Origin of the sequence: Sphingobium sp. B7D2B (assembly GCF_025961895.1) — a bacterium.
Taxonomy (GTDB): Bacteria; Pseudomonadota; Alphaproteobacteria; order Sphingomonadales; family Sphingomonadaceae; genus Sphingobium.
The window spans coordinates 1,163,388-1,185,650 of record NZ_JAOQOM010000001.1; the positions used below are offsets into that span (position 1 = coordinate 1,163,388).

Consider the following 22,263-nt stretch of genomic DNA (forward strand, 5'->3'; position numbering starts at 1 on the left):
GAGGGCGCGGTCAATGCGCCGTGGCGGTCGCCTGCGCCGCGCGGTGATTGGTCCGCGCCGCGAGATACAGCATCAGCCCGCCGAGCAGGAAGAAGATGGCGAACAGGCCGATGGCATAGCGCAGGCCCAGGGCCGAGGCCGCCGCGCAGGCTGAGCCCTGAACCTGTCCGGCAGCCCCGGCGCACTGGGTGGCGAACTGGCTGCCGCCATAGATGAAGCTGGAGGCCATGTCGCTGACCACGCCGACCGAGGGCGGCCCCAGTCCCTGACCAAACAGATGGACCATCAGCAGGAAGACCGCCGATCCGGTCGCCCGGCTGAAGCTGTCGAGCGAGCCGTGCAGGGTCGCGATCGCCGGCCCCATCGCGGTGTAGAAGGAGAAAGAGCCGACCAGCATCAGCGGAATGGCGACGAACAGCATGTTGCTGCTCAGCCCTGCCAGGAAGATCGGTACGCCGATCACGGTGCCGAGCGCCGGGAAGCCAAGCAGCCAGCGGGCATCGCGCCGGGCCATATGCTCGCTGCCATAGCCGCCGAGCAGCGTGCCGAAAAAGGCGGCAATGCCGGAGACGACGCCGAAGACGAGACCCGCCTGCGCCGCATCCAGCCCGAAATTGCGGGAGAAGAAGGCCGGGAGGAACGTGTTTACCCCAAAGGCGCCAAGGCTGATGAAGGCGAGCCCGGCGAGCACATAGCGGATGCTCTTGTTGCCAAGCAAAAGCCGCACCACCTGCCAGGTGCCGAGCTTGCCCGATCCGGCAGTGGCAGGGGGCACGCTGCGCTCTGGCTCATGCAGACAGAAGAAGCAGAGCAGGGCGATCAGCCCGCCCATCACGCCGAAGAACATGAACGTGTCGCGCCAGCCGAAATGCTCGGCAATGGCGCCGCCGGCGAACGATCCGACCAGAGCCGCCACCGGCACGCCGAGCATATAGAGCGACAGGGCCGAGGCGCGCTTTTCCGGCGGCACCATGTCGGAGATCATCGAGTGCGGCGGCGCCTCGGTCGCGGCATTGCCCGCCGCCATGCCGCAGCGGCACAGGAAGAGCTGGAAGAAGCTGACCGTCGCGCCCGCCAGTGCCGTGAACACCGAGGCGAGCATCAGGAAGCTCGCGGTCACCCGCGCGCGGTTGTAGCGTTCCGCCAGGCGCGCGATGGGCACGCTCGCAAAGGCGTTCACCACCGCGAAGGCCGTGCCGCCGAGCAGGCCGATCTGCAGGTCGCTGAGCAGGAACTCGGCTTTGATCTTCTCGGCGATCAGCGCGATCATCACGCGGTCGAGGAAGCCGAAGGCGTTGATCGAGGCGAGCAGGATCAGGGCGACGGTGAGCTGTCTTCTGGTCACGTATATCTGTTCCCGGGTGGCAGGCCTGCGGTCGGCAGGCATCGAGCGGCAGGTCTGTCGGGATAGACCCTCAGCGCGACATGCCGATTGGATGGGAGCGCATGGACCTGACTGGTCGTGCTCGCGATCGCGATCCCCCTTCCGGCCCGTTCAGTGCAGGGAGAAGAGATTGCGATAATCGCGCGGCGTGAGGCCGAAGCGCTGTTTGAAGGCCCGGCTGAAATGCTGGGAATCGCTGAAGCCCCAGAGGTGGGCGATCTCGGTGATCGACCGGCGGGCGAGGGCCGGGTCGACCATCTCCTCGCGGCAGCGCTCCAGCCGCCGATCCCAGATGGCGCGGGCGATGGTATAGGCCTCACCCTCGAACAGCTTGTGGATCGAGCGGCTCGACATGCTGAAATCCCGCGCGATGCGCGCGATGCTCAGGTCCGCATCGGCCAGATGCCGGTCGACATATTCCAGGATCGCGCGTCGCCGGCTTTCGCGCGGGTCGGGCATGGTCAGCACGTCATCGGCATGGATGGTCATGTTGACCAGATGGGCGATCTGGTCGCCGAGCAGCTCGCGGTCCTGCATCCGCAGCGTGTTGCCGGTCATGACCGAGGCGCTCACGCTGGCATGGAGAATCTGGGCCGGCCCCCGCAGGAAGCTGCGGGGCTTGCGCCAGCGGTCCAGGCTCCATCGGGGCGCAGCGAGCAGGCTGCACGGCACCGTCACCGCCAACTGGCGGCACTGATCCGGCGCGTCGATGGTGTAGGGCACGTCCTTGCGCAGCGCGCACCACTGGCCGGCCTGCACATCATTGTAGAGCCCGCCCTGGCTGATCCGGGCGGCGCCTTCTTCCTGGAACAGCAGCTTCATGGTCGGTGGCGATCGCCGGTCGGCCATGTCGGGCAGGAGAAGCCTGTGACTGCCCAGCGAAACGATGCAGAAACGGAGCGCGCCGAAATCGCCGCCGCGCAGCGACGCCTCGCGATCGTCCGCAAATTCGATGTGGGGCGCCTGCGTGACGGCACACCATTGCCGGCTGCGCTCGACGCGGCTCGATGCCTTTGTGGTGAAGATGTGCATCCCCGTGGCTCCTCTCGCATCCTGGCCGGGGTCTTGCGCCCTCGGTCCGGCTTTTGCGCACGCTAGACCCCATATCGGGGCCTGTCCAGCAGACCGCCGCACTGTTGATTTTGTCTCCAGTGCGGCGCTGGTCAGAAAGATGCGTCGCGAGACAAGTTTGCCCGAAGGCGCGCTGATAGCAGGGGCCTCAGCCGCATCATGGACATGTATTTGAGATGACGTTGAAAGTGCCATTGCCCCTTGCCGCCGAGGCGCGTCATTTCATTGGCGGCGCATGGACGCCCCCTGCGGCGGGCGACCGGCTGCCGGTGGAAAACCCCGCGACCGGCGCGGTCTTTACCGAGGTCGGTGCGGGCACTGCGGCGGATATCGACCAGGCCGTGCAGGCGGCCGAATCGGCGATGGTCGCGGCGCGGCGCACGCGCTGGACGCCAGCCCAGCGGCAGGATGCCCTGCTGGCCTTGGCGCAGGCGGTGGAGCGCCATGCCGAGGAGTTCGCGCTGCTCGAAACGCTCGATACCGGCAAGCCGATCAGCAACAGCCGGCGGGTCGACGTGCCCGGCACCGCAGCGACCTTGCGCTATTTCGCTGGCTGGGCGACCAAGCTCACCGGGGAGAGCATGGAGCTTTCCCAGCCCGGCGAGACGACGGCGTATACGCTGCGCGAACCGGTCGGCGTGGTCGGCCACATCATTCCGTGGAATTATCCGCTGATGGGCGCCGCGTTCAAGCTCGGCCCCGCGATTGCGGCGGGCTGCGCGGTGGTGCTCAAGCCGGCAGAGCAATCCTCGCTCTCCGCGCTCAAGCTGGCGGAACTGGCCGTGGCCTGCGGCGTTCCGCCGGGCTTCTTCAATGTCGTAACCGGCCTTGGTCCGGTCGTGGGCGCGGCGCTGGTCGATCATCCCGGCGTCGCCAAGATCAGCTTCACCGGGTCGACGGCAACCGGCACCCAGATCGCGGCCGACTGCGCGCGGCAGATGAAGCGGGTGACGGTGGAGCTGGGCGGCAAATCGCCGGTCATCGTCTTTGCCGATGCCGATCTCGATGCCACCGCGCGCGCCATTGCCATGAACATCTTCTTCAACAGCGGGCAGACCTGCTCGGCCGGCTCGCGCCTGTTCGTGCATCGGTCCGTCGCCGATGCGCTGGTGGAGAAGATCGCCCGCATCGGCGCGGCGATGACGATCGGCGATCCGCTCGATCCGGCGACCCAGCTCGGCCCTGTCATCACGCAGGCGCAACGCGCGCGGATCATGGGCTTTGTCGAGGGCGCTCTCACACAGGGCGCCAGCCGCGCCGGCGGCGACATCGCCCTGCCCGCGCAAGGCTATTATGTCGCGCCGACGGTGCTTGGTTCCGTCCAGGCGGGCATGGCGGCGGTGGATGAGGAGATTTTCGGCCCCGTCCTGTGCGCGATCCCCTTCGATACCGACGATCTCGACGAAATCGCCGCGCTGGCCAATGCGAGCCGCTATGGCCTCTCCGCCTATGTCTGGACGGGCAGCCTCTCGCGGGCGCATGGCATGGTCAGTCGCCTCCGGGCCGGGACCGTGCGGGTGAACAGCAGCGCCGGCGACATCGCGATGCCCGCGGGCGGCGTCAGGCAATCCGGCTTCGGCCGCGAAAATGGGAGAGCCGGGGTGGAAGCCTATACCGAACTCAAGTCCGTGACGATCGCGCACGATCATCAGGTCCGCGGTCATGGCTGAGCCGAACAGCGCCCCCACGCCGGGCTTCGCGCCGGCCTTCCGCATGACGCCCATGCGCGCCTTCCCGGTCACGGTCGGCGAGATCGCGACCGGTGGCCAGCGCAGCTATGTGTCCATCGGCGGCGGCACCTTCGTAGGCGAGGGGCTCGAAGGCCGGCTGGTCGGCGGCAGCGAGATGCATCTACTGCGCGCCGATGGCGTCACGGTGGTTGAAGCCTCTTATTATGTCGCCTTCAGCGATGGCAGTTTCGCCCGCTGCTTCGGCAATGGCTATCGCACCCGCGCGCCGGATTTCGAGGGGCTGCGGCTCGCTTTGCTGTTCGAGGCTGCCGAGGATGGTGGCGTCGCCCATTTGGCGCGGCTGGCGTTCGTTGCCGAGCAGGCCGAGGGCAGCCCTGTCCTCAACATCGAGAGGATCGTCTGACCATGCGGCTGGAATTCGCTCTGGAAATGCGCATTGGCCTTGGTCCGCGCATGCATATCGAAGTCGCGCAGGGCTACACGCGCGGCGCCGTGCTGATCGGCGAGGGCAGCTTCTCCGGCCCAGGACTCTCGGGCCGGATCGTCAAGGGCAGCGGCGGCGACTTTCCGCTCGTGCGCCCCGATGGTGGCGGGCGGTTCGAATCGCAATATCTGCTGGAGACGGACGACGGCGCCCATATCCTCAAGCGCAGCACCGGCGTGCGCAGCGCCCCGCCGGAGGTGGTGAAGGCCCTGCTGGCGGGCGAGCAGGTCGATCCGCAAAGCTATTATATGCGCATGACGCCGCGCTTCGAGGCGCCCGCCGGCCCCTATGACTGGCTGAACCGCACGATCTTCGTCGGCGTCGGCCAGCGCAATCCGGAAGGCTCCATTTTCCGGTTCTGGAAAGTCGTCTGAGCGTGGATCGGTTCGATTACATCGTCGTGGGCGCCGGCTCGGCGGGCTGCGTGCTCGCTGCCCGCCTGTCCGAAGATCCGCGCAACCGCGTGCTGCTGCTGGAAGCCGGCGGCAGCGACCGGCGACTGGACGTGCGCCTGCCGCTGGCGGTCTCCAAGCTATGGCCCAATCCGGCGCTCACCTGGGGCTTCATGTCGGAGCCGGAGGCGGAGCTGGACGGCCGCCGCCTGCCGGTCGCGCGCGGACGGATGCTCGGCGGCACCTCCTCGCTCAACGGCATGATGGCGATCCGGGGGCACAAGGCCGATTATGATGGCTGGCGCGATACCGGCCTCACTGACTGGGGCTGGGATGATGTGCTGCCCTGGTTCCGCAAGCTGGAGCGACACTGGCGCGGCGATACGCCCGAACATGGCGGCAGCGGGCCACTGAGCGTCGAGCCGCATCCGGCGCCCAGCCCGCTGATGGCCAATGTGCTGGAGGCGGCCCGGTCGCTCGGCTACCCGATCACGGAGGATTTCAACGGCCCGCGAACCGACGGCTTCGGTATGCCGGACTTCACGACGCGCAACGGTCGCCGCGCCAACACGTCGGAGGCCTATCTGCGCCCCGCGCTGGGCCGACCCAATCTGGAGGTGCGCACCGGCGCCGTGGCGACGCGTGTGCTGCTGCGTGATGGCCGGGCAATCGGCATCGAGGTTTCACGCGATGGGCGACTCGAAGAGATCCTCGCCGAGCGGGAGGTGCTGCTGGCCGGGGGCGCGATCAACGCGCCGCAATTGCTGCTGCTCTCGGGCATCGGCCCGGGCGCCCATCTGCAGGAGATGGGCCTGGATGTCGCCGTGGAAAGCGGCGAGGTCGGCGCCAATCTGCAGGATCATCCCGGCGCCGGCATGGAGTTCGATCTCGATCCCGCGCTAGCCTTCGACCGGGAGTTGCGCTTCGACCGGCTGACCGGATCGTTCCTGCGCTGGATGGCGGGGCGCAAGAGCATCATGGGCGCGCCGCCGCTCGCCGCCTCCGCCAATGTCGCCACCGGCGCGGACCCGGATGTGATCGACATGCACTTCCTGCTGATCCCGCTCTCCATGTTCTCGCGGGTCTGGTTCCCCGGCGTGGCAAAACCGTTCGGGCCGCGCATGGGGGCGATGTGGTCGCTCAATTATCCCAAGAGCCGCGGCTGGCTGAAGCTCGGCTCACCCGATCCGCTGGCCCATCCGCGCATCGCCTTCAACCTGATGAGCGATCCCGAAGATCAGCGCGCCATGCTCGGCGGCTATCGCGGCCTGGAGGCGCTGATCCGCCAGCCGGCACTCGCCAAGGTGGTGGGGCAGATGCGGCGGCCGGAGCGCACCCTAGTGTCGGACGATGATATCATGGCCTATATCCGCGAGACAGCGGCGACGGCCTATCACCCGAGCGGCACCTGCCGCATGGGCAGCGATGCGCAGGCCGTCGTCGACGGGCGCCTGCGGGTGAATGGCGTCGACGGGCTGCGGGTGGTCGACGCCTCCATCTTCCCGCGTCTGCCGGGCGGCAACACCAACCTCCCGGTCATCATGGTCGCCGAGCGCGCTGCGGACTTCATCAGACGCGGGGAATAGCCGCGCGCGTGATCATTCCGCCGGTTCCATCTCCAGCGGCTGCTCATCGCCAATGTAAAGCAGCGCGCCCTGATCGAGCAGGCGCTGCTGCACGGCGCGTACGTCCACCTCTCGCGGCGTAACGCCCGCGCGCACCGCAAGGCTGGCCGCCGCACCCGCCGCCTCGCCCATGGACATGCAGGTCGCCTGATCGCGCACCGCGCCCAGCGCCGCGAAGGTCGCGGAGACGCAGCGCCCCGCCACCAGCAGGCCCTCAATGCCCTTGGGTAGCAGGATGCGATAGGGAATGTCATAAGGCGCCTTGAACGGTGAGGCCACGCCGTCGCCCCACAGGCCGGTCACCGAATGCAGGTCCGGCCCGCGCGGTCCGCCCTTGGCGATCACGTCCGGAAAGCGCCGCCCTGCCAGCACATCATCCTCGGTGAGGATATGGTCGCCGACGATCCGCCGGCCCTCGCGCGCGCCGCCGGTGGGGGACTCCATGACGATATAGGCCTCCTCGAAGCCGGGGATGCGCTCGCGCAAGAAGTTGAGGTACACCCGGTTGAGTTTGCGCCGATAGATCAGCGACTTGCTCACCTCTTCCTCATTGGTGTGGTCGTACCAGACCTCGTACACGCCGGACATCATCTGCCCGTCGCGCATCTTGCCGTGGCGGAAGACGCCGATGCTGCCAAAGCGCGGCGGCGGATAGACCGGCTCGGTCGCGCCATAGAGCAAGGGCACCTTGCCGGCCTTGATATACTCCACCCATTCGCGGTCCAGCCCGGCGGGGAGGGGGACATATTTGCCATCCACCTTGGGTGCCGTCGCCTTGCCGGGGATCGGGCCGCCGGCTGCGGGAGAGAGGCGCAGCTTGGGAATGCCGCCGGCCGCGCGGATGCGGTCCACCTCGTCCCAGTCGGTCGGCTGGGCCATGGGCTCGGCGTAGAGCGTCTCGCCCTTGAGCGACTTGTAGGTATTCACCGGCCGCCCGCCACCCATCAGCGCGGAGCGTTCGCGGTCCAGCTCGGCACGCTCTTCTTCGCTCAGCAGCGGCTGGTTGCGCAGATAGTCGATCAGCCGGTCGACATCGATGCCGCCGATCTGCATGTCCATCGATCCGCCATGATGGCGCCCGTCTTCCTCGCGGCCATGGTGGAAGGGCGCGCCGGCCCAGGCGGCCACGTCTGCATCGGCCGAGGCGTCGATCACCACATCGGCCAGCACCACCTGCCCGCCGGACTTGTTGCCGATGGCGACGCCCGTCACGCGCCCGTCCTCCACCAGCGTGTCGAACACCACGGTGTTAAACAGCACTTCGACCCCGGTCTCCTCCATCATTTCATCGAGCAGGCTGGTCATCATCACGGAGTCGGTGGGGTGCCGCGCAATCGGGCTACCCTCCGGCGCGCCGCCGATGGCCTGGATGCGGTGCAGGATCTCCAGCGAGATGCCCTTCACCACCGGCGTGCCGATGCCTTTCTCGATGATGTAGCCATTGATACCGATACCGCCGATGCCGCCCCCGGTCATCATCCCGCCCAGATAGCCGACCCGCTCGATGAGCATGACCCGCGCGCCATTGCGCGCCGCGCTCAGCGCCGCCACACAGCCGGCAGGCCCGCCGCCGACGACAATGACGTCCATCGCCTTCGTCGGTGCCAGCGCGGCCACAAACCGCTCGTTCTTCCTCTGGACGGCCATGTCCTCTCCTCCGCTCCTATTATGAAGCGCGAGCATATCCTGAGAAAGATCATATAGAAAGACAGTATTATTAATTGTGGAGGGCAGGGGCGTCAGTAGCGTGCGCTCAGGCTGAGGAACAGCGAGCGGCCCGGTTCGGGGAAGCCATCGGTCAGTACATAGTCCCGGTCGAAGAGATTGCGGCCGCCAACGCTGAGCGTGGCCTGCGGCGTCAGCGCATAATCGATGCTCAGCCCGGCCAGCGCATAGCCGCCCGTCTTGTAATAGATGGGCGCGAGGCCGTTGGCGGAGGCGGGGGTGACAGTCGTCCGGCGCGAAGCAAAATCGAGATTGGGCGTGACGCGCAGGGCAGGGACGGGCCGCCAGCCCAAATAGGCAAAGCCCTTATGGCCCGGCACATCGGTGAGCTGGAACGGGCGGATCAGGCTGCCCGCCGGCGCCGTGCCGACCGTGAAGTCCCGCTGGATATAGGAATAATTGCCACCCAGCTCGATCTGGTCGCTCAGCTTCACATCCACTGCGATCTCGCCGCCATAATAATGCGCCGACCCATAATTCTCCCGGCGATTGAGGTTGGCCGGGGTGCGGACCGAAACCAGCGCGTCGCTCACCCAGCTGTGAAAGAGTGCTGCGCTGACATGCAGCGGCCCCAGCTGACGCGCCCCGCCGACCTCCAGCGTGGTCGCCCGTTCCGGGTTCAGACCGGGATTGGGCTCGGCGGTGCCGAACTGGCTGCTGAACCGCTCGAACAGGGTCGGAAAGCGGGCGCGAGACGAGAGAGAAAGATGCGCCGCGCTGCCATGCTCGCCGCGCCAGTCCAGCCGCCCTTGCGCGTTCAGCGCATCGACGTTGCGCAGCGGAAAGCTGTAGAGCCGGTTGGCGCCGGTCTGCCCCTGCGGCACGCCATATTCCTCCGCCCGGTCGAGATCGCGCCAGTCATAGGAGGCACCCAGCGTCAGGGTGAGCGTCGGCAGCAGGGCGAGGCGGTTCTCCACCGCGATGCTCCAGTTGCGCTCGGCACTGATCTGCACCGGCTCGGCGATGCTGCCGGGCAGGCCCGGCCGGCTGGTCTGGGATTCGCTATGCTCGTCATGTCGGTAATGGAAGGCGAGGGTCAGCCGGTCGACGGGCAGCAGGTTCACGCCGAGCTCTGCCGATCCGCCATAGGCCGTGTCCGCATAAGGGCTGTCGAAGGACCGACCCAGCGTCTGGCTGGTCTGGCTGCGATTGTCCCAGGAGCGCAGCAGATTGTCGAAGCGGCTGTAATAGGCCCGCGTCTTGAGCGTCGCCTGATTGCTGAGCGCGGTGGAGGAGAGGAAGGCCAGCGTGTCGATGGTCCAATAGGGCCAGCTCCAGTTGCGCAGCGAGACATTGCTCGTGTCGCTCACATGCAGCGGCGCGTTCTTGCTGCCTTCCTGCCGTGTGTAGCTCAGCACATATTCGTCGGTGGCGTTGGGGGTGACGCCCAGCTTGGCATTCACGCGCCAATCCGCCGTGCGGGAGAAGTCGCGCGCGCCGCCGTCCTCGTTCGCGCTGACCGGGCGGAAGCCACCGGCAAGCGTCCAGTGGTCGGTGAAATTGCGGGCATAGCTCGCCTGCGCGTACCAATGGTCCTGCCGCGTGCCGAGCAAGGCGAAGACGCTGTAGCCACCATAGTCCGCATCGCGGTCGAGATTGAGCGTGGCGCGCGCCTCGGCCTCCACAGCCTTGGTGGGCTTGCGCGTGACGAGATTGATCGCACCGCCCATGGCACCGGGACCATCCAGCACGGAAGCATAGGCCTTCGCGACCTGCACCTCGGCAATGTCCGGCGTGAGGAAGCGGCCGAAGTCCAGCCGGTTGTCGGCCGGGAGATAGACGCGGATGCCATCAATCGAGAGCGGCACCTGAAAGCGGTCGAACCCGCGCACGAACACCAGCCGCTCGTTGCGCGAGCCGCCGCTATTGCCCGCCGACACGCCCGGCAGGAGATTGATCGCATCGTCGAGCTGCACGCGGTTGAAGCGGACCATGGCCTGCTGGTCGAGCGTCTCCGTGCCAATCAGACGGTCAGGCCCGGCGGGCGCCGTCACGATGATCTGGCCGAGGCCAAAGCTGCCGGCCTCGGCCTCCGACGCCTGCGCGCGGGCCATGCCGGACGTCACGAGAATTGCGGCGCCCAGCACCAGTGTCGCTCTCATCAATGGGTCCCCTTTTCTTGTTCGTGATTCGATGTATATGCGCAAATACATCGAAAGAACCGACCGTCCAGAGGAGAAGCTGACAATGCGTATGATGATGGCTCTCGCAATGGCGCTGGCACCGATGCCCGTCGCCGCTCAGATGCCCGCTGCGGATGCGCCCGCCTGCGCGGACGATGCGGCTCTGCCGCCTGAATTTGCTGCCTGGCGCAACGCCGAGCGGGTTGCCAGCGCGACGGAAGCAGCCGTTCAGCTCAAGCCCGGCCAGGCCGTCGATCTCACCTTGTCGCCTGCCTCATCCGTCGCGTTCGCTGCCGCGCCCGAGCGCGCGGCCAAGCCCGGCACCTACGCCGGGAGGCTGGCGTTCGACGCCCCGCGCGAGGGCGTCTATCGTGTCGCCCTGGGCGCAGCGGCGTGGGTGGACATGGTGACCGACGGCGCCCGCGTTCCCTCGCTCGCGCATGGCCATGGGCCGGCTTGCTCGGGCATCCGCAAGATCGTCGATTTCCGCCTCAAGGCCGGGCGCCACATCCTGCAGACTAGCGGCAGCGAGGCGCCCGTCATCAGAGTGATGATCGTCCCATCACCCGAATAAGATCGCGCCAGCCCTCCGCCCAAGAGCAGATTTCCCCAATCGCCGCGCAGGCCCGGTTCTGATAAAGTCGCGCCGAACTGTGAGGGGGATCATCCGTGAGGCCGCATCGGGAACATCATCTGGTCTCGCGCATCGGCTGGCTCCGCGCGGCGGTGCTGGGCGCCAATGACGGCATCGTGTCCACGGCCAGCCTCATCCTCGGCGTGGCGGCTTCGGGTGCGGATCGGTCGGCGCTGATCGTTGCGGGCGCTGCCGGTCTGGTGGCCGGGGCGATGTCCATGGCGGCCGGCGAATATGTCTCGGTCAGCTCGCAGTCCGACACCGAGCGCTCCGACCTCGCGCGCGAAACGCAGGAGCTGGCCATCGCGCCCGAGGCCGAGCTGCAGGAACTCACCGACATCTACGTCGCGCGCGGCGTCGACCCGGCGACGGCGCGGCGCGCGGCGGAGCAGATGATGGCCCATGATGCGCTCGGCGCTCATGCGCGCGACGAGCTGCACATTACCGAGACGACAGCGGCCCGCCCGGTGGTGGCCGCCTTCACCTCCGCCGCCACCTTCACGGCCGGCGCGGCGCTGCCGCTAGTGCTTGCCGCCGTGCTGCCGATGGACCGCATGGTTTGGGGCGAGGCAGCAGGATCGATCCTGTTCCTCGGCCTGCTCGGCGCCATTGGCGCGCGCGCCGGCGGGGCCAAGCCCTGGCGGCCGGTGGCGCGGGTGGTCTTCTGGGGCGCGCTTGCCATGGCCCTGACAGCCGGGATCGGGCGGCTGGTCGGGACGAGTGTCTGAGCCGACGGCGTGGGCCGCCTAGCTGGCGGGCGTCGCAATCCCCGCCTGATCGCTCAACTCCTTGAGCCGGTAGAGCATCGACTTGCGGCGATCGAGCAGATGGAGGCGCATCGCCGTGAAGGCGCCCTCACTGTCGCGCGCGGCGATCCGGTCGAAAATGCCCTGCAGCGACTTGTAGCCGATGCGGCTGTTGCGCGGTGAGGCTTCCAGCGCCGTGAACAGGTTGAGCAGCGCATGCTCCAGCGCATGCATGAGCGTCACCAGCGTGCGCGCGCCCGAGGCCTCCACGATGAAGCGGTGGAAGGCGAGGATGCGATCGACCGACTCCCGCCGCGGCAGGTCCGGCTCCATGATCCGCTCCAGCAGCAGCCGCAGCGCCTCGATCTGGTCGTCGGTGATCTTCTCGGCGGCAAGCTCTGCCGCGCGGCATTCGATGCCGATGCGGGCATCGAAAATCTCCTCGGCCGTCACCTGCACGAGCATGAACTGCACCGCCAGCGCCGTCGCGAACTGGTCCGGCTTGCCCTCGGCAATCGTCGCGCCGCCGCCCGCGCCGGTCTTGATCGTGACGACCCCCAGCGCTTCGAGCCGGCCCAGCGCCTCGCGGATCGGCACGCGGCTGGTCTGGAAGGTCTCGGTCAACTGCGCCTCGGTGCCCAGGAACTGGCCGGGCTTGAACTGGCCGGCGAACAGCGCGTCGATCACCTGCGAGACGATGCGCGAGGCGAGCGACTGGCTGCGCACGGAACTGAAAACGGTGTCGGATTCGGCCAAGGGAACAGGCTTTCTCATGTTGGCATCGTCCGCGCGGGGCGGGCGATCGGTCATTCTATATGATGATTTCAATCCTGCCCCGCCCGGCATTGCTTGACAAGCCACGCCGCATCGGATGAAAAAGAATAACTATATTATAGTTTGATTCATTCAAGTGTGGGGGAGGGCGGAATGTCGCCGGAAGACAATGCCTTGCTGACCCAGACCGGTCCCGGCACCCCCATGGGCGCGTTGATGCGGGAATATTGGATCCCCGCTTTCATGCCGGACGAAGTCAAGGCTGGCGGCGCGCCGCTGCGGCTCCGCCTGCTCGGGGAGAACTTCCTTGCCTTCCGCTCGCCCGATGGCTCGCTTGGCGTGGTCGATCATCGCTGCGCCCATCGCTGCGCATCGCTGTTCTACGGGCGCAATGAGGAGGGCGGCATCCGCTGCGTCTACCATGGCTGGAAGTTCGATCGGACCGGCCAGTGCATTGAGATGCCGAGCGAGCCCCCGGAGACGGACTATAAGGACAAGGTGAAGATCCGCGCGCTCCCCGTGGCCGAGCGCTACGGCGTCGCCTGGGTCTATATGGGCACCCGCGCCGAGCCGCCCGCACTGCCGCATTTCGACTGGGACGAGGTAGAGGCGGGCCAGCCGCTCACCGTCACCTTCATGATGCGCGAATGCAACTGGCTGCAGGCCTTGGAGGGAGACATCGACACCTGCCATGTCGGCTTCCTGCATCTGGGCGCGGCGACGCCGGACCAGTTCGAGGAAGGCTCGATCAATTATTACAGGCAGATGCGCGAGAATCTTGCGCCGAAATATGAGGCGCTGGAGACCGATTACGGCACCATGTATTGCGCCTATCGCCCGGCCGGGGACAATCTCTATCACCGCATCGGCCAGTTCGCTTTGCCCTTCTGGACCATGGCACCGTCCGAGCCGCTCGACCATATCCGCGCCCGCGCCTGGGTGCCGCTGGATGACCATCATGCCATGCTCGTCACCATCGGCGGTCCGCGCACCGGCGCAACGACGTTGACCAAGGCGGGCAAGCCGATTCCCGGCACCACCTCGCCGATCAATTTCCTGCCCAACACCACCGACTGGCTCGGCCGCTTCCGCATCGATGCCAATCCGCGCAACGATCATCTGATCTCGCGCGAGGCGCAGTCGACGCAGAGCTACAGCGGCATCGAGGCGATCCCGGTGCAGGATCAGGCGGTCACCGAGAGCATGGGGCCGGTGGTGGACCGCACCATGGAACATCTGGGCACCAGCGACCGGATGATCGTGCTCACCCGCCGGCGGCTCAAATGGGCCGCGACGGCGTTGCGGGACGACGGGGTGGTGCCGCCGGGCGTCGATAATCCCGCCTGCTACCATAATGTCCGCGCCGGCTACGCGCTGCTGCCGCCCGAGCAGGATTGGCTCGATTTCTACAATGCGCGCCGCGCGGTCTGGAGCAGGGGGACTGCCGAGCCGGTGGACCGCAAGCGCCGCCTCGCGCCCGCGCCAGCCTGAGGACCGTTCATGCCTGCCACCTCTTCCCATCGCCCCGGCGCGCACTTCCTGCAACTGCCCGGTCCCACGACCACGCCGCAACGGGTGATGGAGGCAATTGCGCGCCCAACCATCAACCATCGCGGGCCTGACTTCCGGGACCTCACGGTCGAGGTGCTGGACGGGATAAAGGGCATCTTCAAGACCGCCGGCCCGGTCATCATCTACCCTTCGTCGGGCACCGGCGCGTGGGAGGCGGCGCTGGTCAACGCGCTCTCGCCGGGCGATGCGGTGCTGATGTACGAGACCGGCTGGTTCGCGACGCTCTGGTGCCGCCTCGCCCGCAAGATCGGCCTGGAGCCCGAGCTGATCCCCGGCGACTGGCGTAGCCCGGTCGATGCCGCAGCCATTGGCGAGCGGCTGCGCGCGGACAAGGCCCATCGCATCAAGGCGGTCTGCGTGGTCCATAACGAGACCTCCACCGGCGTGACCTCAGACATCGCCGCCGTGCGGCGCGCCATCGATGAAGCCGGGCACCCAGCGCTGCTGATGGCCGATCTGGTCTCGTCGCTGGCGTCGGTGGATTATCAGCATGATGCCTGGGGCGTGGATGTAGCAGTCGGCGGCTCGCAAAAGGGGCTGATGCTGCCGCCGGGCCTCTCCTTCAATGCCCTGTCGCAAAAGGCCATCGCGGCGTCGAAATCGGCAGGGATGAGGCGCTCCTATTGGGATTGGGGCGAGATGCTGGAAGCCAATGGCCGGGGCTTCTTCCCTTATACCCCGGCCATCAATCTGCTGCAGGGTCTGCGCGAGGCCATTGCCATGATGCAGGAGGAAGGGCTGGATGCCGTCTTCGCACGTCACCAGCGGGCGGCGCAGGCGACGCGTGCTGCAGTCGCCCAATGGGGCTTCGAGACGCAATGCCGGGATGCCGCCGCCCATTCGCCGGTCCTCACCGCCGTGCGGATGCCGGACGGCATCTCCGCCGATGCGGTGCGCGAGGCGGCGCTGGAGCGCTGCAACATGAGCCTCGGCAATGGCCTCGGCCAGCTCGATGATCGGGTGTTCCGCATCGGCCATCTCGGCGACTTCAGCGACGCGCTGGTACTCGGTACCATCGCCGCGACGGAAGCTGCGCTGGCCTTCGCGGGCGTCCCCTATCGGGCCGGCGGCACGGAAGCGGCCATCGCCGTGCTGACCGGTCGGGCGCAGCGCGGCGCGCCCGGCCTGGCCGCCTGATCGGGCGAGGGCGGCAAGAGACGGGACGGGAGCGAGAGCATGGCAGGTCGAGCGAGCCTCACAGACAAGATCGCCATCATCCGCGCGACCTGGCGCTATCCGGGTTGGGGCGTGGTCGCCAAGGCGTTCTTCATCTTCCTCATCGCCTTCGGCGCGCCGCTGACCATGCCGTTCGTCTATCCCGAGGTCATGAAGGAGTTCGGCTGGACGCTCACCCAGGCGACGCTCATCTACACCTATAAGAGCCTCACCGGCGCGATCATGGCGATCTTCATCATCGGTCCGCTGGTGGAGCGGATCGGCCTCAAGCTGGTGCTGGTCGGCGCCATGGCGGCCGAAGCCATCGGGCTGGCGGGCTTCCTGTTCGTCCACTCGCTGTGGAGCTATTATGTCGTCGGCTTCATGATCGGCATCGGCCAGGGCGCCGTGATCATTTCGCTGCGGCTGCTTGTTTCGCGCTGGTTCATGCGCAATGTCGGGCTGGCGACGGGCGTCGCGGTCATCGGCACCAGCTTTGGCGGGGTGCTGTTCCCGCTGATGACCAGCCAGCTCATTCCGCTTTATGGCTGGCGCGTCGCCTTTGCCTGTCTGAGCATCGGCATCTTCTGCATTTCCATCCCGCTCGCGCTGTCGGTGCGGTTCAACCCCAGCGAGGCGGATGTGCTGCCCGAGGCGGTACGGACGAGCGAGCAGGTCAGCAGCGCCCGGCTGCGCGCGGCCGATCTCGGCATCAGCTTCCGCACCATGCTGCGCCAGCACGCCTTCTGGCTGATCGCGCTGGCGACGTTCCTCTCGGCGCTGATCGATCAGGCGCTCTTCCAGCACAGCATCTATTATCTCACCAACGAGATCGGCCTCTCGCGCACCGTCGCTGCCTCGGCCTGGTCGCTCACCTTCCTCATCGGCATCGGCGCCAAGTTCGTCGCGGGCATGACGTTCGATCGCTTTTCGGTGAAGGGCGTCGCCGGATGGAACCTGCTGCTCGGCCTCGCCATCCTGCTGGCGCTGCCGGTGCAGGGGCTGTTCACCGCGCTCGTCTTCACCACCGTGCTGGGCGTCGCGCATGGCGGGCTGACCGTGGATGGCCCGGTCGTCGCCAAGCATGTCTATGGCCCCGGCCTCATGAACCGCCTGCTGCCGGTGCTCGCCGGCTTCAACACCATGGGATCGGCCTTCGGGCCGGTCGTGCTGGCGAACCTGTACGATCGCACCGGCACCTATCTGGTAGGCTTTGGCGTGTTCATCGGCCTGACGATCGTCGCCGCACTGCTGATGGCGCGCGTCACCCCGGCCTATCTGCTGCGGATCAGGGCACTGCAGGATAGCGGGTCAGAACGCGCAACCGGTGGCTAATGGCCGCCTGAACACATTCCAATCGCTGACTATGCGCTGTCACCCTATGTTGAGCGGCGCGTTGCTCCCTATCCTGCGTCATTCCCGCGAAAGCGGGAATCCAGTCAAGCTCGCGAGTTCAATCCCAGGGTGACAGCAAGATCCTGCCAATCGGGGTTGGCCTGCTCGATCAAATCGAGCTTCCAGGTTCTGCGCCATTTCTTGATCTGCTTTTCGATGAGGTTGGAAGTGACGCCCAGATAGAGCGCACCGTTGCGATGCAACGCCAGCAGATACACTTAGGGATCGATTTCGCGCGTCATTTCAACGTTGCTACTGGATTCCCGCGTTCGCGGGAATGACGAGGTGAGGCAACAATCATGTCCGGACGATCACATGACGAGACAAGGCCGATCCCGGACAAGTGCCGGACCATCCCCCTGCGCCAGTCATTGATCGGCTTGGCTGAGCGGGAGCGGAGCACCTCCGTCCCGGCGGGCTTTTTCACGTAAGCGGAATCGTGACAGCCTGCATTTCCATATAGGATTGCATGCCCGCGACGCCCTGTTCCCGCCCATAGCCTGAATGCTTGGCGCCACCGAAGGGCACGTCGCGGCCATTGCCGCCGTGCCGGTTGACCCAAACCATCCCGGCCTCAAGCTGCCGGGCAATGGCGCCACCGCGAGCCGCATCCGCCGTCCACACCGATGCGCCGAGGCCGAATTCGGTGGCGTTGGCGCGGCGGATGACATCCTCGATCTCGTCGAAAGCCAGCACCGGCAGCACCGGGCCGAACTGCTCTTCGCGCACCAACGGCGCCGCGTCATCCAGCCCTGCGACCACTGTCGGCATGACGAAATAGCCGGGGCCGGGCAGGCGCTCGCCACCGGTGAGAATCTGCGCGCCCGGAGTCGCCCGCACGCCCTCGAGCAGCGCCAGCACCTTCTCCAACTGCATCCGGTTCTGGATCGGCCCCATCTGGCTCTGCGGATCGGTGCCCGGCCCCACGCGGATGGCGGCCGCCCGGCGGGCCAGCGCCTCGACCATCGCCGGGTAGAGCGCGCGATGCACGAACACCCGCTTGATCGCCATGCAGACCTGCCCGCAATTGGCAAAGGCGCTGCGGGCAATGCCCTCGGCGGTGGCTTCCACATCCGCATCGGGCAGGACAATGGCGGGGTCGTTGCCGCCCAATTCCAGCGTGATGCGCTTGAAGGTGCCTGCCGCGCTGGCCATCACATGGCGGCCAGTCGCCACCGATCCGGTGAAGCTGATCTTGTCCACATCCGGATGCGTCGTCAGCCAGATGCCCAGATCATTGCCGCCGCTCAGGATGTTGACCGTGCCCGGCGGCACGATGTCGGCAATCGCCTGGCCGATGGCGAGCGTGGAGAGCGGCGTGAGCGGGGAGGGCTTCAGCACGATGCAATTGCCGGTGTAGAGCGCCTGCGCGATCTTCACGGTGGCCAGCATCACCGGCACGTTCCACGGCGTGATGCCGCCCACCACGCCGAGCGGCCGGTAGCGGATTTCCACCCGCTCGCGCGCATCTTCGCGGAGCACGCCGCCCGCGACATCGAAGGCGCTCAAGGCCTCGACATGATCGGCCGCGCGGCGCACCTCGCCAATGGCGTCGCGCAACGGCTTGCCCTGTTCGGCGGTGAGCAGCGCGCCCAGCGGATCGGCGACCTCGCGTAGGCACGCGGCGATTTTGTGGATGACGGCGCGCCGCTCGGTCACATCGCGGGCGGACCAGCCGGGGAAGGCCCGGCGCGCGGCGGCGACGGCCCGGTCGAGATCGTGCCGCTGCGCGTCCGGTGCCTGCGCAAAGGCGGTGCCAGTCGCGGGATCGATCACTGGCATGAATGCCTCTCCCGCCACGATCTCCCCGTCGATCAGCATGCCGGCGGCAAGCTGGGGCGAGTCAAGCATGGGCTTTTGCGCGGTCAGACGATCGTTCATGTTGCTTTTGGTCTCCGCTTGGCTCACATCCGGCGATACGCCATAAAGATAATATAGTAGTATAGTTTGAGCAATCGGGAAGGGGTGGAATGTTTGACGATTTCGTGACCTTGGGACGGTCGGGCCTGCGCGTGAGCCGTTACGCGCTCGGCACCTTCAACTTCGGCGGCGCCCAGCCCTGGAGTCTGGACGCCACCGCCGCCGGGCGCCTCATCGCGCAGTATCGCGACCTCGGCGGCAACTTCCTCGATTGCGCCAACAGCTACGGCGGCGGCGAGGCCGAGGCGATCCTCGGTGATTATCTCGCCGGCGAGCCCGGCCTGCGCGACCGGTTGGTGATCGCCACCAAATTCGGCTCGAATGTCCGCGATGGCGATCCCAATGCCGGCGGGGGCGGGCGCAAGTCCATCCTGCAAAGTGTCGAAGCCTCGCTGCGCAAGCTCAGGACCGACCGGGTCGACCTGCTCTGGATGCACATTGTCGATCCGCTGACGCCGATGGACGAGACGATGCGCGCGCTCGATGATCTGGTGCGGGCGGGCAAGGCGCTGCATGTCGGCCTCTCCAACATTCCGGCGTGGAAAGTGGCCGAGGCGCACTGGCTGGCGCAGTGGCGCAATCTGGTGCCGGTGATTGGCCTGCAGCTGCAATATTCGCTGATGGAGCGGAATATCGAGGTCGAGCATGTGCCGCTGGCCCAAGCCTATGGCTTGGGCATCGCGGCCTGGTCGCCGCTCAAAAGTGGGGCGCTGAGCGGCCGCTATCGGCGCGGCGATGCCAGCAATCATGATGCCGAAGGGCGTGGCTCGTTCCTTGCCCGCATTCTGGACGAGAAGGCCGAGCGCGTGCTGGACGTCGTGCTGCAGGTCGCGGAGCGCCACGGCGCCAGCCCAGCACAGATCGCGCTGGCCTGGCTGCAGGCGCAGCCTTGGGTCGCGACGATCCTGCTGGGCGCCAACGATGCCGACCAGCTTGTCGAGAATGCCGCAGCGAGCCGCATCACCCTGTCGGCCGAGGATCTGGCGGCGCTCGATGCCGCCGGACCTCCCGCGCTGAGCTATCCCGCCGACTTTGCGCGGCGTGCCACGGGCTCGATCAGTGGCGGCACCCGCATCAACGGCATCGCGCCACCCACTGGCGGCGGCTCGCCGAGCCAGAGCCGCCGCTAAGGGTTTAAGCTGAGCGCTTAAAGGGCCAGCGCCGCGTAGCGCTCGAGATGAGCGTTGCGGTCGCCATGGGAGAGCTCGAACAGCCCCAGCCGGGCGAACAGATGCGCGGCCGGATATTCCTGCACCAGCCCCATGCCGCCATGGAGTTGCACGCACTGCTCGCCGATGAAGCGGGCCGACTCGCCGACCTTCACTTTCGCCGCCGAGACCGCGCGGGCGCGCGCCATCGGGTCGCCCGCCTCGCAGGCGGCGATGGCGGCGGCCGCGATCGGCGCGGCAAGCTCCTGCGCGATAGCCATGTCGACCAGCCGATGCTGGAGCACCTGAAAGGCATCCAGCGGGCGACCGAATTGCCGGCGGGTGTGGGTATGCTCGCGAGCAAGGGCATTCGCCGCCCGCAAGGCGCCAACGGCGTCGGCGCAGGCGAGGGCGGTGGCTTCGTCGAGCGCGTGGGCCAGCGCCACCTCGCCGCCGCTCAGCCGTGCCGCGGTGGGCACGATGACGTCGTCCAGCAAGAGGTCGGCGGCACCGGTCCAGTCGAAGCAGCGGGTCGGGCGAACGGTCAGATCCGCCGCCGGGACGAGAAACAGTGCCACACCCCCGGCCGTGTTCGCCGAAATGATGAACAGGTCTGCGCTATCCCCGCCCGCCACGGCAACCTTGCGCCCCGAAAGGCGCCAGCCATGCGGATCAGGCGTGGCGTGGGCAGTGATCGGCCGGCCATAGCCGCCATCGGCTTCCTCATGCGCCAGCACGACGCGCACTGCGCCGGTGCAGATGGCGGGCAGCCATGCCGCCTGCTGGTCCTCGCTGCCGGCCGTCGCCAGAAGCCGCGCGCCGATCATCACCGCCGCAAAGGGCTCCAGCACCATCGCGCCGCCCATCGTCTCGACCACCATGGCCAGATCACCCAGCGTACCGGGGAAGCCGCCATGCCCCTCCGGCAGGGTGAGGGCGAGCAGGCCAAGCTCGGCATAAGCCGCCCAGGCCGCCCGCGATTCCCGCGCGGCGCTCTCATGCGCATCGCGGCGTTGCTCGAAGCTGTAGTGCCGCGCGAGCACGGTTTCGAGCGAGTTGCGCAGCAGGTCGCGAATGTTCGTCTCTTCGGCACCGCCTGCCGGCGCGGCGTCCATCACGGTCGTGTTCATCGGGCTGTCCCCAGGCCAAGCGTTTTGGCGATGATGTTGCGCTGGATTTCGTTCGACCCGCCGTAGATGCTGACGACGCGCGTATCGAAATGGCTTTTGAACAGGCGCCCGAGCCATGGCTTGCCCGCATCGCCAGCATCCATGGCGGCGTCGGGGGCGAATGGCGCGGCGCTGCGGCCCGCCACCTCGACCAGCAGGCGCGTCAGTCGCTGCTGAAGCTCCGATCCCTTGATCTTGAGCATATTGGCTTCGATCCCCGGCGCGACCCCGGCCCGGGCGCGGTCCAGCATGGCGGTGGCCATGGCCTCCAGCGCATCCAGCTCGATGGCGGCTTCGGCGATGCGCGCGCGGACATGCGGCGTGCCGGCCAGTCCCTGTTCGGCCGCGATCTGCCTCACCCGCGCCAGCTGGCGGCGGTTGAGGCCGATGCGCGCGATCGACAGCCGCTCATTGCCGAGTACCACGCGCGAATAGGTCCAGCCTTTATGCGGCTCGCCCACCAGATTTTCGGCGGGCACCCGCACAGTGTCGAAGAACACCTCGTTGGTGGTGTGGGCGCCGTTGAGCAGGATGATCGGGCGAATGTCGATGCCCGGCGTCTTGAGGTCGATGAGCAGCATGGAGATGCCCATTTGCGGCTTGGGCGCATCGGGATCGGTGCGGACCAGCGCGAACATCATGGTCGATTCATGCGCCATAGTCGTCCACATCTTCTGCCCGTTGACCACCCAATGGTCGCCGTCCCGCACGGCGCGAGTCTTGAGCGAGGCGAGGTCGGACCCGGCACCCGGCTCGGAAAAGCCCTGGCACCAGATGTCCTCGCCGGAGAGGATGCGCGGCAGATAATGGGCCTTCTGCTCTGGCGTCCCATAATGCATCAGCGTCGGGCCGAGCATCTTGAGGCCGAAGGAGCCAAGGTCGGGCGCCCCTTCCTCGGCCAGCGTTTCGGAGAAAATATAGGTCTGGACCGGGCTCCAGCCCGTGCCGCCATGCTCCACCGGCCAGTGCGGCGCCGCCCAGCCGCGCGCGTGCAGCGCCTTGTGCCAGGCGAGCCGCTCCGCTGCGGTGATGCCGACCGCGTTGGTCACTTTCTCGCGCACATCCGCCGGGCATTGCGCGCGCACGAATGCGCGGACCTCTTCGGCAAAAGCCTGCTCGCTTTGCGTGTACATGCCTGTCCTCTCCTTCTCCTTCCCATCATCGCGCGCGCGCAGATAATATCAAGTAGCTTTATATAAAGCGGCTGGAGAATGTTGTTGTCATTAGCATCGATTTGCGCAACAATTGAGTCGTC

Annotated in this window: 19 protein-coding genes; 10 read left to right on the plus strand and 9 right to left on the minus strand. The window is 67.1% G+C overall.

Going from position 1 to position 22,263, the window contains the following annotated elements; genetic code table 11:
- Nucleotides 1-10: 10 nt before the first annotated feature.
- Together M2341_RS05255 and M2341_RS05260 are read right to left on the minus strand one after the other, a co-directional pair.
- Nucleotides 11-1,345, minus strand: a complete 1,335-nt coding sequence (locus tag M2341_RS05255) for an MFS transporter (RefSeq protein ID WP_264584490.1) — start codon at nt 1,343-1,345, stop codon at nt 11-13.
- Between the two features lie 150 nt (nt 1,346-1,495).
- Entirely contained in the window at nt 1,496-2,416 is a 921-nt protein-coding gene (locus M2341_RS05260) for a helix-turn-helix domain-containing protein (RefSeq protein ID WP_264584491.1), read from the minus strand.
- A 215-nt stretch (nt 2,417-2,631) separates the two neighbouring features.
- Between M2341_RS05260 and M2341_RS05265 the strand changes: the two genes are divergently transcribed.
- Genes M2341_RS05265 through M2341_RS05280 form a run of 4 tightly spaced genes read left to right on the plus strand, consistent with a single transcriptional unit; the run spans nt 2,632 to nt 6,608 of the window.
- The gene (locus M2341_RS05265) at nt 2,632-4,125 is read left to right on the plus strand and encodes an aldehyde dehydrogenase family protein (RefSeq protein WP_264584492.1); all 1,494 of its coding nucleotides are present in this window, start codon (nt 2,632-2,634) and stop codon (nt 4,123-4,125) included.
- On the plus strand, nt 4,118-4,549 hold the full coding sequence (locus M2341_RS05270) for a DUF3237 domain-containing protein (protein WP_264584493.1): 432 nt from the start codon (nt 4,118-4,120) through the stop codon (nt 4,547-4,549). The genes M2341_RS05265 and M2341_RS05270 overlap by 8 nt, the downstream gene beginning before the upstream one ends.
- A 2-nt stretch (nt 4,550-4,551) precedes the next feature.
- On the plus strand, nt 4,552-5,004 hold the full coding sequence (locus M2341_RS05275) for a DUF3237 domain-containing protein (protein ID WP_264569668.1): 453 nt from the start codon (nt 4,552-4,554) through the stop codon (nt 5,002-5,004).
- A gap of 2 nt (nt 5,005-5,006) precedes the next feature.
- Nucleotides 5,007-6,608: a GMC family oxidoreductase gene (locus M2341_RS05280; RefSeq protein WP_264584494.1), complete on the plus strand. Its 1,602-nt coding sequence runs from the start codon at nt 5,007-5,009 to the stop codon at nt 6,606-6,608.
- A 12-nt stretch (nt 6,609-6,620) separates the two neighbouring features.
- On the opposite strand, the gene M2341_RS05285 is transcribed toward M2341_RS05280, so the two are convergent.
- Together M2341_RS05285 and M2341_RS05290 are read right to left on the minus strand one after the other, a co-directional pair.
- On the minus strand, nt 6,621-8,294 hold the full coding sequence (locus M2341_RS05285; RefSeq protein ID WP_264584495.1) for an FAD-dependent oxidoreductase: 1,674 nt from the start codon (nt 8,292-8,294) through the stop codon (nt 6,621-6,623).
- A 92-nt stretch (nt 8,295-8,386) separates the two neighbouring features.
- Nucleotides 8,387-10,474, minus strand: a complete 2,088-nt coding sequence (locus tag M2341_RS05290) for a TonB-dependent receptor plug domain-containing protein (protein WP_264584496.1) — start codon at nt 10,472-10,474, stop codon at nt 8,387-8,389.
- Nucleotides 10,475-10,559: 85 nt separating this feature from the next.
- Between M2341_RS05290 and M2341_RS05295 the strand changes: the two genes are divergently transcribed.
- Nucleotides 10,560-11,069 carry a homogentisate 1,2-dioxygenase gene (locus tag M2341_RS05295; protein ID WP_264584497.1) on the plus strand — a complete coding sequence of 170 codons (510 nt, stop codon included), beginning with the start codon at nt 10,560-10,562 and terminating at the stop codon, nt 11,067-11,069.
- A gap of 95 nt (nt 11,070-11,164) precedes the next feature.
- On the plus strand, nt 11,165-11,857 hold the full coding sequence (locus tag M2341_RS05300; RefSeq protein WP_264584498.1) for a VIT family protein: 693 nt from the start codon (nt 11,165-11,167) through the stop codon (nt 11,855-11,857).
- Between the two features lie 18 nt (nt 11,858-11,875).
- Here the strand turns inward: M2341_RS05300 and M2341_RS05305 are convergent, their stop codons facing one another.
- A complete protein-coding gene (locus tag M2341_RS05305; protein ID WP_264584499.1) occupies nt 11,876-12,631 on the minus strand; it encodes a FadR/GntR family transcriptional regulator in 756 nt (251 codons plus the stop codon).
- Nucleotides 12,632-12,802: 171 nt separating this feature from the next.
- On the opposite strand from M2341_RS05305, the gene M2341_RS05310 reads away from it, so the two are divergent.
- Genes M2341_RS05310 through M2341_RS05320 form a run of 3 tightly spaced genes read left to right on the plus strand, consistent with a single transcriptional unit; the run spans nt 12,803 to nt 16,711 of the window.
- The gene (locus M2341_RS05310; RefSeq protein ID WP_264584500.1) at nt 12,803-14,140 is read left to right on the plus strand and encodes a Rieske 2Fe-2S domain-containing protein; all 1,338 of its coding nucleotides are present in this window, start codon (nt 12,803-12,805) and stop codon (nt 14,138-14,140) included.
- A gap of 9 nt (nt 14,141-14,149) precedes the next feature.
- A complete protein-coding gene (locus M2341_RS05315) occupies nt 14,150-15,358 on the plus strand; it encodes a pyridoxal-phosphate-dependent aminotransferase family protein (protein WP_264584501.1) in 1,209 nt (402 codons plus the stop codon).
- A gap of 39 nt (nt 15,359-15,397) precedes the next feature.
- Nucleotides 15,398-16,711: an MFS transporter gene (locus M2341_RS05320; RefSeq protein ID WP_264584502.1), complete on the plus strand. Its 1,314-nt coding sequence runs from the start codon at nt 15,398-15,400 to the stop codon at nt 16,709-16,711.
- 104 nt (nt 16,712-16,815) lie between these two features.
- On the opposite strand, the gene M2341_RS05325 is transcribed toward M2341_RS05320, so the two are convergent.
- On the minus strand, nt 16,816-16,989 hold the full coding sequence (locus tag M2341_RS05325) for a hypothetical protein (RefSeq protein WP_264584503.1): 174 nt from the start codon (nt 16,987-16,989) through the stop codon (nt 16,816-16,818).
- 205 nt (nt 16,990-17,194) lie between these two features.
- Nucleotides 17,195-18,652, minus strand: coding sequence for an aldehyde dehydrogenase family protein (locus M2341_RS05330; protein WP_264584504.1), 1,458 nt, complete (start codon nt 18,650-18,652; stop codon nt 17,195-17,197).
- A gap of 89 nt (nt 18,653-18,741) precedes the next feature.
- Here M2341_RS05330 and M2341_RS05335 point away from each other — a divergent pair, with 89 nt between their 5' ends.
- Nucleotides 18,742-19,821 carry an aldo/keto reductase gene (locus M2341_RS05335; RefSeq protein WP_264584505.1) on the plus strand — a complete coding sequence of 360 codons (1,080 nt, stop codon included), beginning with the start codon at nt 18,742-18,744 and terminating at the stop codon, nt 19,819-19,821.
- A gap of 17 nt (nt 19,822-19,838) precedes the next feature.
- Here M2341_RS05335 and M2341_RS05340 read toward each other — a convergent pair whose 3' ends face one another.
- Both M2341_RS05340 and M2341_RS05345 read right to left on the minus strand, forming a co-directional pair.
- On the minus strand, nt 19,839-20,969 hold the full coding sequence (locus M2341_RS05340; protein ID WP_264584506.1) for an acyl-CoA dehydrogenase family protein: 1,131 nt from the start codon (nt 20,967-20,969) through the stop codon (nt 19,839-19,841).
- The gene (locus M2341_RS05345) at nt 20,966-22,141 is read right to left on the minus strand and encodes an acyl-CoA dehydrogenase family protein (RefSeq protein ID WP_264584507.1); all 1,176 of its coding nucleotides are present in this window, start codon (nt 22,139-22,141) and stop codon (nt 20,966-20,968) included. Before M2341_RS05345 ends, M2341_RS05340 begins: the two co-directional genes overlap by 4 nt.
- Between the last annotated feature and the right edge of the window lie 122 nt (nt 22,142-22,263).